The sequence below is a fragment of the Vibrio scophthalmi genome (assembly GCF_040869025.1).
Lineage (GTDB): Bacteria > Pseudomonadota > Gammaproteobacteria > Enterobacterales > Vibrionaceae > Vibrio > Vibrio scophthalmi.
The window spans coordinates 1,127,488-1,139,858 of the sequence record NZ_CP134271.1 but is presented as its reverse complement, the minus strand read 5'-3'; the positions used below and the strand labels follow the sequence as shown (position 1 = coordinate 1,139,858).

Sequence of the window (12,371 nt, the reverse complement as noted above, 5' to 3'; positions counted from 1 at the left end):
TCAATAAAAGAGGACGTCAATTTTTTATAAAATTGGTCGTTTCATGGATTTGCCCTGCAGCAGCGGGGTTGTTGTCGTCTATATTAAGACTTGTGACAGGTTGGTTTTATGAAAGCAAATAATGCTGAAACTCCTGAGAGCTCAAATGGCGCAGATATCTTTAAGTGGGTAATCACTTTTGTTCTGCTAACTGCCGCTGTTGTGGGTAATTACCTGTATGGTGATATGTCTGTAGTGGTTCGCGCTGCAGGCGTTGTTGTACTAATTGCAGCAGCACTTGGTGTTGCGGCTACAACAACTAAAGGTAAAGCTTCGATCGTGTTTGCGAAAGAATCTCGTATGGAAGTTCGTAAAGTGGTTTGGCCAACGCGTCAAGAAACTCTGCAAACGACACTGATCGTTTTAGCTGTAAGTATTGTAATGGCTCTAGCGCTATGGGGCATTGACGGCATTATGGTTCGTCTTGTTGCATTTGTGACTGGGGTATAGAGGGTTTTTATTCATGAGTGAAGCTCCAAAAAAACGCTGGTATGTAGTTCAAGCCTTCTCTGGTTTTGAAGGTCGTGTAGCTCAATCTCTTCGCGAGCATATCAAAATGCATGGCATGGAAGAGCTATTCGGTGAAGTACTTGTCCCTACTGAAGAAGTAGTGGAAATCCGCGCTGGACAACGTCGTAAGTCAGAACGTAAGTTCTTTCCAGGTTACGTCCTAGTTCAGATGATCATGAACGATGAATCATGGCACTTAGTGCGTAGTGTTCCGCGTGTCATGGGCTTCATTGGTGGTACCTCTGATCGTCCAGCTCCTATCACTGATAAGGAAGCTGATGCGATTCTTAACCGTCTTGAAAAAGCGAGTGAAGCACCACGTCCTCGTACTATGTACGAAGCGGGTGAAGTTGTTCGCGTGACCGATGGCCCGTTTGCTGACTTCAACGGTACTGTTGAAGAAGTGGATTACGTTAAGAGCCGCGTGAAAGTGTCTGTATCGATCTTTGGTCGTGCTACACCAGTTGAGCTTGAATTCGGTCAAGTGGAAAAACTTGATTAAAAAAACACCTTGCAAAGGGTTGTTTAGGGCGTGAATTATGACTATAATTTCGCGCCTTTTTGCTTCTGTTGAAGTAAAAAGATTTTTACATAACCGGGGAGCTGATCAGTCGATTAGCGTTTGAACCCAAACTTAGGAAATATCATGGCTAAGAAAGTTGAAGCTTATATCAAGCTACAAGTTGCTGCTGGCGCTGCGAACCCAAGTCCACCAGTTGGTCCTGCTCTAGGTCAACACGGTGTTAACATCATGGAATTCTGTAAAGCGTTCAACGCAAAAACAGAATCTCTTGAGAAAGGCATGCCGACTCCAGTAGTAATCACTGTTTACTCTGACCGTTCTTTCACGTTCATCACTAAGACTCCTCCTGCTGCAACTCTTCTTCTGAAGGCAGCTGGTCTTAAGTCTGGTTCTGGTCGTCCTAACACTGAAAAAGTGGGCACGATTACTGAAGCTCAAATCCAAGAAATCGCAGAAACTAAAGCTGCTGACATGACTGGTTCTGATATTGAAGCGATGAAACGTTCTATTGCGGGTACTGCTCGTTCAATGGGCCTAGTGGTAGAGGGTTAAGATCATGGCAAAACTAACTAAGCGCATGCGCGTAATCCGCGACAAAGTTGACGTAACTAAAGAATACGAAATCAATGAAGCTGTAGCTCTTCTTAAAGAACTTGCAACTGCTAAATTCGTAGAATCTGTTGACGTAGCTGTTAACCTAGGTATCGACGCTCGTAAATCTGACCAAAACGTTCGTGGCGCAACTGTGCTACCACACGGTACTGGTCGTGATATCCGCGTTGCTGTATTCGCTCAAGGTGCAAACGCTGAAGCTGCTAAAGAAGCTGGCGCTGACCTAGTGGGTATGGAAGATCTAGCTGAGCTAGTTAAAAAGGGCGAAATGAACTTCGACGTAGTTGTTGCTTCTCCAGATGCAATGCGCGTTGTTGGTCAACTAGGTACTATCCTAGGTCCACGTGGTCTGATGCCAAACCCGAAAGTTGGTACTGTAACTCCTAACGTTGCTGAAGCGGTTAAGAACGCTAAAGCTGGTCAGGTTCGTTACCGTAACGACAAGAACGGTATCATCCACACTACAATCGGCAAAGTTTCTTTCGACGCGAACCAACTACAAGAGAACCTAGAAGCTCTACTAGTTGCGCTTAAGAAAGCTAAGCCGTCTTCAGCGAAAGGCGCTTTCCTGAAGAAAGTTAGCATCTCTACTACAATGGGTGCTGGCGTTGCAGTTGATCAGGCTAGCCTGAACACTCAAGCTTAATTTATTTGATTAGGTGTGAAATTAGTGTATAATTTCGCGCCTAATATTTGTGGTTGGGGCTGAACTTTGGTTCGTTAAATTCCTCGTGAATTTAGTTAGAATTATGACCCAGTCTCCGTCCAAGACCGTAGGTGTCTGACTTTATATTTATATAGAGAAAGACTTAATCATCCTACGTAGATGGTGCCCGAACTGACAGAAAGCTCTATGCAAATAGTAAACTTTCTTCTGGGAAGCACCTAAATAGCTCTCACTGTTGTGATAATAGTGAGTGGTGTAATAACAACCAGGAGTAAATCCAAGATGGCTTTAAACCTTCTAGACAAAAAAGCAATTGTTGCTGAAGTCAACGAAGCTGCCAGTGGTGCACTTTCTGCAGTTGTAGCTGATTCTCGCGGTGTAGCTGTGGGTGCAATGACTTCTCTACGTAAACAGGCTCGTGAAGCTGGTGTTTATGTACGAGTTGTTCGTAACACTCTAGCACGTCGTGCGGTTGAAGGTACTCAGTACGAGTGTCTAACTGACACTTTCACTGGTCCTACTCTAATCGCGTTCTCTAACGAGCACCCAGGTGCTGCAGCGCGTCTTTTCAAAGACTTCGCTAAAGAGAACAAAGATTTCGAGATCAAAGCTGCTGCATTTGAAGGCGCTCTAACTGACGCTGAAGTACTAGCGACACTACCAACTTACGACGAAGCGATTGCACGCCTAATGATGTGCATGAAAGAAGCTTCAGCTGGCAAGCTGGTACGTACTATCGCTGCTATCCGCGATCAAAAAGAAGAAGCTGCGGCGTAAGCCTTGCTTTTTTTACTGGTTGCAAAATAAACTTATTGTTGACTTAAAAGAGAATTGTTATGTCTATTACTAACGAGCAAATCCTAGACGCAGTTGCAGAAATGTCTGTAATGCAAGTTGTTGAACTAATTGAAGCAATGGAAGAAAAATTCGGTGTTACTGCAGCTGCTGCTGTAGTTGCTGGTGGTGCTGCTACTGAAGCTGCTGCTGAGCAAACTGAATTCGACGTAATCCTAACTGCTGCTGGCGCTAACAAAGTACAAGTTATCAAAGCTGTACGTGGCGCAACTGGTCTAGGCCTTAAAGAAGCTAAAGCTCTTGTAGACGGCGCACCTGCTGCTCTTAAAGAAGGCGTAGAAAAAGCTGAAGCTGAAGCTCTTAAAGCACAGCTAGAAGAAGCTGGCGCTTCTGTTGAAATCAAGTAATTATTACTTAATTTCATAGCCGTAAGGCTAATGGCTGGTGGTTTATTAACCACCGGCCTTTTTGCGCTGTAGGGTCTAGGTGAATTTTCCCGCTGTTTAAGCACCTTTATCCGAGCAAAACTCATGATGTTCATCGAATCACATGAGACTACAGTAAACAGTTGTTAGTCACTGTCCCACCCGTCAGGCGGACAGTTTGGGTCACTTATCAGCGAGCTGAGGAACCCCATGGTTTACTCTTATACCGAGAAAAAGCGCATCCGTAAGGACTTTGGTACTCGTCCACAAGTTTTGGACATTCCATACCTGCTATCGATCCAGCTCGATTCGTTCGAAAAATTTATCGAACAGGATCCTGAGGGGCAATACGGTCTTGAGGCTGCTTTCCGTTCTGTTTTTCCAATTCAGAGCTACAACGGCAATTCCGAGCTGCAATACGTTAGCTACCGTCTTGGTGAGCCAGTTTTTGATGTTAAAGAATGTCAAATCCGCGGTGTTACTTACTCAAAGCCACTACGCGTAAAACTACGCCTTGTGATCTTTGATCGAGACGCGCCAGCAGGTACTGTAAAAGACATTAAAGAACAAGAAGTCTACATGGGCGAAATTCCGCTTATGACAGACAACGGTACCTTCGTAATTAACGGTACCGAGAGGGTTATCGTATCCCAGCTGCACAGAAGCCCAGGCGTTTTCTTCGACAGCGATAAGGGTAAGACCCACTCATCAGGCAAAGTTCTATACAACGCACGTATCATTCCTTACCGTGGCTCATGGTTAGACTTTGAGTTCGATCCTAAGGACAACCTGTACGTACGTATCGACCGTCGTCGTAAGCTACCTGCATCAATTATTTTGCGTGCACTTGGTAAGACTACCGAAGAGATCCTAGATCTATTCTTCGAGAAAGTTAACTTCCAAGTGAAAGATCAAACTCTACTAATGGAGTTGATCCCAGAGCGTCTACGTGGTGAGACTGCTTCGTTTGATATTGAAGCAAACGGCAAAGTATATATTGAGCAAGGTCGTCGTGTAACTGCGCGTCATATCCGTCAACTTGAAAAAGAAGGCGTTGACCACATCGAAGTACCAGTTGAGTACATCGTTGGTAAAGTTGCATCGAAAGATTACGTTAATGAAGCGACTGGCGAAGTTATCGTTTCTGCTAACCAAGAGATCAGTCTTGAAGCATTAGCGAACCTTTCTCAAGCTGGCCACAAAGCGCTAGAAGTTCTATTTACGAACGATCTAGACCACGGTGCCTTCATGTCAGAAACTGTACGCGTCGACAGCACTGTTGATCGTATTTCTGCACTGGTAGAAATCTACCGCATGATGCGCCCTGGCGAGCCGCCAACGAAAGAAGCTGCTGAATCATTGTTCGAAAGCCTGTTCTTCTCTGAAGAGCGTTACGACCTATCAACTGTTGGCCGCATGAAGTTCAACAGCTCAATTGGTCGTGCAGATGCAGACGAGCAAGGTACGCTAGATGAGCTAGATATCATCGAAGTGATGAAGAAGCTGATCTCGATCCGTAACGGTAAAGGCGAAGTGGACGATATCGACCACCTTGGCAACCGTCGTATCCGTTCAGTTGGCGAAATGGCTGAGAACCAATTCCGCGTTGGTCTTGTACGTGTTGAACGTGCAGTGAAAGAGCGCCTAAGCCTTGGTGACCTTGATGCAATCATGCCTCAAGATCTAATCAACGCTAAGCCTATTTCAGCAGCGGTTAAAGAATTCTTTGGCTCTTCACAGCTTTCACAGTTTATGGACCAAAACAACCCGTTGTCAGAAGTTACGCACAAACGTCGTATCTCTGCATTGGGTCCTGGCGGTCTAACGCGTGAACGCGCTGGCTTTGAAGTACGTGACGTTCACGTAACTCACTACGGTCGTCTATGTCCGATCGAAACGCCAGAAGGTCCAAACATCGGTTTGATCAACTCACTATCTGCGTTTGCACGTTGTAACGAGTACGGTTTCCTAGAGACTCCATACCGTCGTGTAGTAGATGGTGTTGTAACTGACGAAGTTGATTACCTATCTGCAATCGAAGAAGGTCAATACGTTATCGCTCAGGCGAACACGAAGTTGACTGAAGAAGGTACATTTGATGATGAGCTAATCACTGCTCGTCAGAAAGGTGAATCTGGTCTTCACCCTCGTGAACACGCTCAGTACATGGACGTTGCAACGAACCAGGTAGTATCAATCGCTGCATCGCTTATCCCGTTCCTAGAACACGATGATGCGAACCGTGCCTTGATGGGCGCGAACATGCAACGTCAGGCAGTTCCAACTCTACGTGCTGATAAGCCGCTAGTTGGTACTGGTATTGAACGTAACATCGCAGTTGACTCAGGTGTAACTGTTGTTGCGAAACGTGGTGGTTCTGTTCAGTCTGTAGATGCTTCTCGTATCGTTGTTAAAGTGAACGAAGAAGAATTGATTCCTGGCGAAGCTGGTATCGATATCTACAACCTAACTAAATACACTCGTTCTAACCAAAACACGTGTATCAACCAACGTCCATGTGTAATGCCTGGCGAACCGGTTGCTCGTGGCGACGTTCTTGCTGATGGTCCTTCAACAGACCTTGGTGAACTAGCGCTTGGTCAGAACATGCGTATCGCGTTCATGCCTTGGAACGGTTACAACTTCGAAGACTCGATCTTAGTATCTGAGCGCGTAGTTCAAGAAGACCGCTTCACGACAATCCACATCCAAGAACTATCTTGTGTGGCGCGTGACACGAAACTGGGTTCTGAAGAGATCACAGCGGATATTCCAAACGTAGGTGAATCTGCTCTGTCTAAACTAGACGAGTCAGGTATCGTTTACATTGGTGCTGAAGTTAAGGGTGGCGACATCCTAGTTGGTAAAGTAACGCCTAAAGGCGAAACTCAGCTAACGCCAGAAGAAAAGCTACTACGTGCTATCTTCGGTGAAAAAGCATCAGATGTTAAAGATACATCACTGCGTGTACCAAACTCAGTTTCAGGTACTATCATCGATGTTCAAGTTTTCACTCGCGATGGCGTAGAGAAAGACAAGCGTGCGCTTGAAATTGAACAGATGCAGTTGAAAGAAGCGAAGAAAGACCTTACTGAAGAGTTCCAAATTCTTGAAGGCGGTCTACTAGCGCGTGTTCGTTCTGTATTGATCGAAGGTGGCTACTCTGAAGCGAAACTAGACACAACTGATCGTAAGAAGTGGCTAGAGCTAACGCTTGAAGATGATGCTCTACAGACTCAGCTTGAGCAACTAGCAGAGCAGTATGACGAGCTACGTGCAGACTTCGATAAGAAGTTTGAAACTAAGCGTCGTAAGATCACACAAGGTGATGATCTAGCTCCTGGCGTACTGAAGATCGTTAAGGTTTACCTTGCGGTTAAACGTCGCATTCAGCCTGGTGATAAGATGGCAGGCCGTCACGGTAACAAGGGTGTAATCTCCAAGATCAACCCTGTTGAAGACATGCCATACGATGAAAACGGTCAACCGGTAGACATCGTACTTAACCCGCTGGGTGTACCTTCGCGTATGAACATCGGTCAGATCCTAGAAGTTCACTTAGGTCTGGCAGCGAAAGGTATCGGTGAGAAAATCAACAAGATGGTGAAAGAGCAGCAAGAGCTAGCGAAATTCCGCGAATTCCTGCAAAAAGTTTACGACCTAGGCGACACTCGTCAGACTGTAGACATTGCTTCTCTATCTGATGCTGAAGTGCGTACATTGATCGGCAACCTACGTGGTGGTCTACCAATCGCAACGCCAGTATTTGATGGTGCACCTGAATCATCAATCAAAGCTCTTCTAGAGCTAGCAGACCTACCAACATCTGGTCAGCTTAAATTGTTTGATGGTCGTACTGGTGATTCGTTTGAGCGTCCTGTAACTGTTGGTTACATGTACATGCTGAAACTAAACCACCTTGTTGACGACAAGATGCACGCTCGTTCAACTGGTTCGTACAGCCTAGTAACTCAGCAACCACTTGGTGGTAAAGCTCAGTTCGGTGGTCAGCGTTTCGGTGAGATGGAAGTATGGGCACTAGAAGCATACGGTGCTGCTTACACGCTTCAAGAAATGCTAACCGTTAAGTCAGATGACGTTAACGGCCGTACTAAGATGTACAAAAACATCGTAGACGGTAACCACAGCATGGAACCTGGCATGCCAGAATCGTTCAACGTATTGTTGAAAGAGATTCGCTCGCTAGGTATCAACATCGAGCTAGAAGACGAAGAGTAATCACTTATTCCCCTGAGCGTAAGTTCAGGGAAATTAAGCGATTATCGGTAAAAAGGTGCTCACTTTTGCAGGTGGGCTCCTTTTAACTCCTTACAGGAGCTGATTGTGAAAGACTTATTAAACTTTCTAAAAGCGCAGCATAAGACCGAAGAATTTGATGCAATCAAAATCGGTCTATCTTCACCAGACATGATCCGTTCATGGTCTTTTGGTGAAGTTAAAAAACCTGAAACGATTAACTACCGTACGTTCAAACCTGAACGTGATGGTTTGTTCTGTGCGCGTATTTTTGGCCCAGTAAAAGACTACGAATGTCTTTGTGGCAAATACAAGCGCCTGAAGCACCGTGGTGTAATCTGTGAGAAGTGTGGCGTTGAAGTTACACAAACTAAAGTTCGTCGTGACCGTATGGGCCACATCGAGCTAGCTTCACCAGTTGCTCACATCTGGTTCCTAAAATCACTGCCGTCTCGCATCGGTCTACTAATGGATATCCCGCTACGTGATATCGAACGTGTTCTTTACTTCGAAATGTACGTTGTAACTGAGCCGGGTATGACTGATCTAGAAAAATCTCAGATGCTTACTGAAGAAGAGTATCTGGATCGTCTAGAAGAGTGGGGCGATGAGTTCACGGCTAAAATGGGTGCAGAGGCTATCAAGGACCTTCTAGGTTCTATGGACATGCACGCAGAAGTTGAACAAATGCGCGAAGAGTTAGAAACCACTAACTCAGAAACTAAGCGTAAGAAGCTGACTAAGCGTCTGAAACTGGTTGAAGCGTTCATCACTTCGGGTAACAACCCTGAGTGGATGATCCTAACTGTACTTCCAGTTCTTCCGCCAGATCTACGTCCTCTAGTACCACTAGATGGCGGTCGTTTTGCGACTTCAGATCTGAACGACCTTTACCGTCGTGTGATCAACCGTAACAACCGTTTGAAGCGTCTTCTAGAGCTAGCGGCTCCAGACATCATCGTACGTAACGAAAAACGTATGCTGCAAGAGTCTGTTGATGCCCTTCTAGATAACGGTCGTCGCGGTCGTGCGATCACAGGTTCTAACAAGCGTCCTCTGAAATCTCTTGCTGATATGATCAAGGGTAAACAAGGTCGTTTCCGTCAGAACCTTCTAGGTAAACGTGTAGACTACTCTGGCCGTTCTGTAATCACAGTAGGTCCATACCTTCGTCTACACCAGTGTGGTCTTCCTAAGAAGATGGCACTTGAGCTATTTAAGCCGTTTATCTACAGCAAGCTAGAGACTCGTGGTCTTGCGACTACAATCAAAGCTGCTAAGAAAATGGTAGAGCGCGAAGAAGCAGTAGTTTGGGATATCCTAGACGAAGTGATCCGTGAACACCCAGTACTATTGAACCGTGCACCAACACTTCACCGTCTTGGTATCCAGGCGTTCGAACCAGTACTAATCGAAGGTAAAGCGATTCAGCTACACCCACTAGTGTGTGCGGCATACAACGCGGACTTCGATGGTGACCAAATGGCGGTTCACGTGCCTCTAACTCTAGAAGCACAGCTTGAAGCTCGTACTCTGATGATGTCGACGAACAACATTCTGTCGCCAGCGTCAGGTGATCCGATCATCGTACCTTCTCAGGACGTTGTATTGGGTCTGTACTACATGACACGTGACAAGATCAACGTGAAAGGTGAAGGCATGTACCTTGCTGGCCCTGAAGAGGCTGAGAAGGCATACCGCACTAAGAACGCTGAACTACACGCACGCGTTAAAGTACGTATTACTGAAACTGTTGTTGATGAAGACGGTAACAGCACAACTGAAACGAAGATGGTTGATACAACTGTCGGTCGTGCAATGTTGTGGCAAATCGTTCCAGCAGGTCTACCGTACAGCATCGTTAACCAAAAGCTAGGTAAGAAGCAAATCTCTAACCTACTTAACGAGTGTTACCGTAAGCTTGGTCTAAAAGACACAGTAGTATTTGCTGACCAAATCATGTACACCGGTTTTGCTTATGCAGCACTATCTGGCGTATCTGTTGGTATCAACGACATGGTTGTGCCAGATGCGAAGTACACTGAAATTTCAGCAGCAGAAGAAGAAGTTCGCGAAATTCAAGAACAGTACCAATCTGGTCTTGTAACTGCGGGCGAACGATACAACAAAGTTATCGATATCTGGGCATCAACGAACGACCGCGTAGCGAAAGCTATGATGGAAAACTTGTCTTACGAAACTGTGACTAACCGTGACGGTGAAGAAGAGCAACAAGAATCGTTCAACAGCATCTACATGATGGCCGACTCGGGCGCACGTGGTTCTGCAGCTCAGATTCGTCAGCTTGCTGGTATGCGTGGTCTGATGGCTCGTCCAGATGGTTCGATCATCGAAACGCCGATCACTGCAAACTTTAAAGAAGGTCTAAACGTCCTTCAGTACTTTATCTCAACGCACGGTGCTCGTAAGGGTCTTGCGGATACAGCACTGAAAACAGCAAACTCGGGTTACCTAACTCGTCGTCTAGTAGACGTTGCTCAAGACGTTGTAGTTACTGAACATGACTGTGGCACTGTTGAAGGTGTTGACATGATGCCTCATATCGAAGGTGGTGACGTTAAAGTTCCACTGGCTGAGCTGGCTCTAGGTCGTGTTGTAGCGGAGGATGTTCTTAAACCGGGTTCTGAAGATGTTCTAATTCCACGTAACACTCTAATCGATGAGAAGTGGTGTCAGATCATGGAAGAGAACTCTGTAGACAGCATGAAAGTACGCTCTGTCGTTACTTGTGATGCTGACTTCGGTTGTTGTGCACAGTGTTACGGTCGTGACCTAGCACGTGGTCACCTAGTAAACCAAGGTGAAGCAGTTGGTGTTATCGCTGCTCAGTCTATCGGTGAACCAGGTACACAGCTAACGATGCGTACGTTCCACATCGGTGGTGCGGCATCTACTGCAGCAGCAGAGAACAGCATCCAAGCGAAGAATACAGGTTCGGTTAAGCTTCATAACGCTAAGTTTGTAATCAACAAAGCTGGCAAGCTTGTAATCACTTCTCGTGCATCTGAAATGACCATCATTGATGAGTTCGGTCGTACGAAAGAGAAACACAAACTGCCATACGGTTCGATTCTAAGCAAAGCGGACAACGATGCGGTAACAGCTGGCGACGTAGTTGCTAACTGGGAAGCGCACACCATGCCAATCATCACTGAAGTGGCAGGTCGCATCCAATTCGTTGACATGATCGACGGTGTAACAGTTTCTCGCCAAACAGATGACCTAACAGGTCTATCTTCAAGCGAAGTGACTGATCCGGCTGCTCGCCCAGCTGCAGGTAAAGATATGCGTCCAGCTATCAAACTTGTAGATGAGCAAGGTAACGATGTAATGATCCCTGGTACTGATATGCCAGCTCACTACTTCCTACCTGGTAAAGCGATCGTTAACATCGAAGATGGCGCAGAAGTTGGCATTGGTGACACACTATCTCGTATCCCTCAAAAATCGAGCGGAAACAAAGATATCACCGGTGGTCTACCACGCGTAGCAGACCTATTCGAAGCTCGTAAGCCTAAAGAGCCTGCGATCCTAGCTGAGCACACTGGTGCAGTAAGCTTTGGTAAAGAAACGAAAGGTAAGCGTCGTCTAGTGATCACTCGCGACAGCGGTGAAGTTTACGAAGAGATGATTCCTAAGCATCGCCAATTGAACGTGTTCGAAGGCGAGAAAGTGGAACGTGGTGATGTTATTGCAGATGGTCCAGAGACCCCGCATGACATTCTACGTCTACGTGGTATCCACGCAGTAACTCAGTACATCGCTAACGAAGTACAAGAAGTTTACCGTCTACAAGGCGTTAAGATTAACGATAAGCACATTGAGACTATCGTTCGTCAAATGCTACGTAAGTGTACTATTACACACGCGGGTGACTCTGAGTTCCTACCTGGCGAGCAAGTTGAATATCACAATGTTAAGATTGCTAACCGTAATCTAGAAGCTGAAGGCAAAGAGCCTGCACGTTTTGAACGTGACCTTCTAGGTATCACTAAAGCATCTCTAGCAACTGAGTCGTTCATCTCTGCGGCATCGTTCCAGGAGACAACTCGCGTACTAACAGAAGCTGCGGTTTCTGGTAAGCGTGATGAGCTACGTGGTCTGAAAGAAAACGTAATCGTGGGTCGTCTGATCCCAGCGGGTACTGGTTTCGCATACCACCAAGAGCGTCAAGCTAAGCGCGCTGAAGAGCAAGAAGGTCCATCTGCTGAACAAGCAACAGATAACCTAGCAGCACTTCTAAACGCTGGCTTCTCTTCTGAAGATTAATCTTCGAGACGAGCAATAGCTTAAGAAAAAAGGCACCTTCGGGTGCCTTTTTTGTTTTTGAAGCATTGAGAGATAGAATTGAGAAGCGAGAAGCGAGATCGGTGGGGAGGATATTTAATTAAGCGGTGAGTCACCACCAAGACGAAAGGAAATCAGATCCCCAACTCGCTCTTGAGGATGACAATCTGCTTTGCTACCAGTTAAGTGGAAATAGAGCTCACAGGATTATCAGTGAACACTTGGTCACTCCCTA

Annotated in this window: 8 protein-coding genes; all 8 read left to right on the top strand. The window is 46.1% G+C overall.

The genetic code is table 11. From position 1 onward, the window contains the following. Nucleotides 1–108: 108 nt before the first annotated feature. Nucleotides 109–489 (top strand): preprotein translocase subunit SecE, encoded by a 381-nt coding sequence (secE, locus tag RJD38_RS05140; protein WP_005596684.1) that lies wholly within the window; start codon nt 109–111, stop codon nt 487–489. A gap of 13 nt (nt 490–502) precedes the next feature. After that, on the top strand, nt 503–1,051 hold the full coding sequence (nusG, locus tag RJD38_RS05135; protein WP_005596686.1) for a transcription termination/antitermination protein NusG: 549 nt from the start codon (nt 503–505) through the stop codon (nt 1,049–1,051). A gap of 144 nt (nt 1,052–1,195) precedes the next feature. Next, the gene (rplK, locus tag RJD38_RS05130; RefSeq protein ID WP_005596690.1) at nt 1,196–1,624 is read left to right on the top strand and encodes a 50S ribosomal protein L11; all 429 of its coding nucleotides are present in this window, start codon (nt 1,196–1,198) and stop codon (nt 1,622–1,624) included. A gap of 4 nt (nt 1,625–1,628) precedes the next feature. Then, a complete protein-coding gene (gene rplA / locus RJD38_RS05125) occupies nt 1,629–2,330 on the top strand; it encodes a 50S ribosomal protein L1 (RefSeq protein ID WP_005596691.1) in 702 nt (233 codons plus the stop codon). A gap of 303 nt (nt 2,331–2,633) precedes the next feature. Then, nucleotides 2,634–3,128: a 50S ribosomal protein L10 gene (rplJ, locus tag RJD38_RS05120; RefSeq protein ID WP_005596693.1), complete on the top strand. Its 495-nt coding sequence runs from the start codon at nt 2,634–2,636 to the stop codon at nt 3,126–3,128. A 59-nt stretch (nt 3,129–3,187) separates the two neighbouring features. Beyond that, nucleotides 3,188–3,553 (top strand): 50S ribosomal protein L7/L12, encoded by a 366-nt coding sequence (gene rplL / locus RJD38_RS05115; RefSeq protein WP_005596695.1) that lies wholly within the window; start codon nt 3,188–3,190, stop codon nt 3,551–3,553. A gap of 228 nt (nt 3,554–3,781) precedes the next feature. Next, nucleotides 3,782–7,810 (top strand): DNA-directed RNA polymerase subunit beta, encoded by a 4,029-nt coding sequence (gene rpoB / locus RJD38_RS05110; RefSeq protein WP_005596698.1) that lies wholly within the window; start codon nt 3,782–3,784, stop codon nt 7,808–7,810. 105 nt (nt 7,811–7,915) lie between these two features. Next, the gene (gene rpoC / locus RJD38_RS05105) at nt 7,916–12,118 is read left to right on the top strand and encodes a DNA-directed RNA polymerase subunit beta' (protein ID WP_005596700.1); all 4,203 of its coding nucleotides are present in this window, start codon (nt 7,916–7,918) and stop codon (nt 12,116–12,118) included. Nucleotides 12,119–12,371 lie beyond the last annotated feature (253 nt).

Coding starts and splice junctions, on each gene's coding strand:
- secE (WP_005596684.1), top strand. CDS start 109: ATGAAAGCAAATAATGCTGAAACTCCTGAGAGCTCAAATGGCGCAGAT.
- nusG (WP_005596686.1), top strand. CDS start 503: ATGAGTGAAGCTCCAAAAAAACGCTGGTATGTAGTTCAAGCCTTCTCT.
- rplK (WP_005596690.1), top strand. CDS start 1,196: ATGGCTAAGAAAGTTGAAGCTTATATCAAGCTACAAGTTGCTGCTGGC.
- rplA (WP_005596691.1), top strand. CDS start 1,629: ATGGCAAAACTAACTAAGCGCATGCGCGTAATCCGCGACAAAGTTGAC.
- rplJ (WP_005596693.1), top strand. CDS start 2,634: ATGGCTTTAAACCTTCTAGACAAAAAAGCAATTGTTGCTGAAGTCAAC.
- rplL (WP_005596695.1), top strand. CDS start 3,188: ATGTCTATTACTAACGAGCAAATCCTAGACGCAGTTGCAGAAATGTCT.
- rpoB (WP_005596698.1), top strand. CDS start 3,782: ATGGTTTACTCTTATACCGAGAAAAAGCGCATCCGTAAGGACTTTGGT.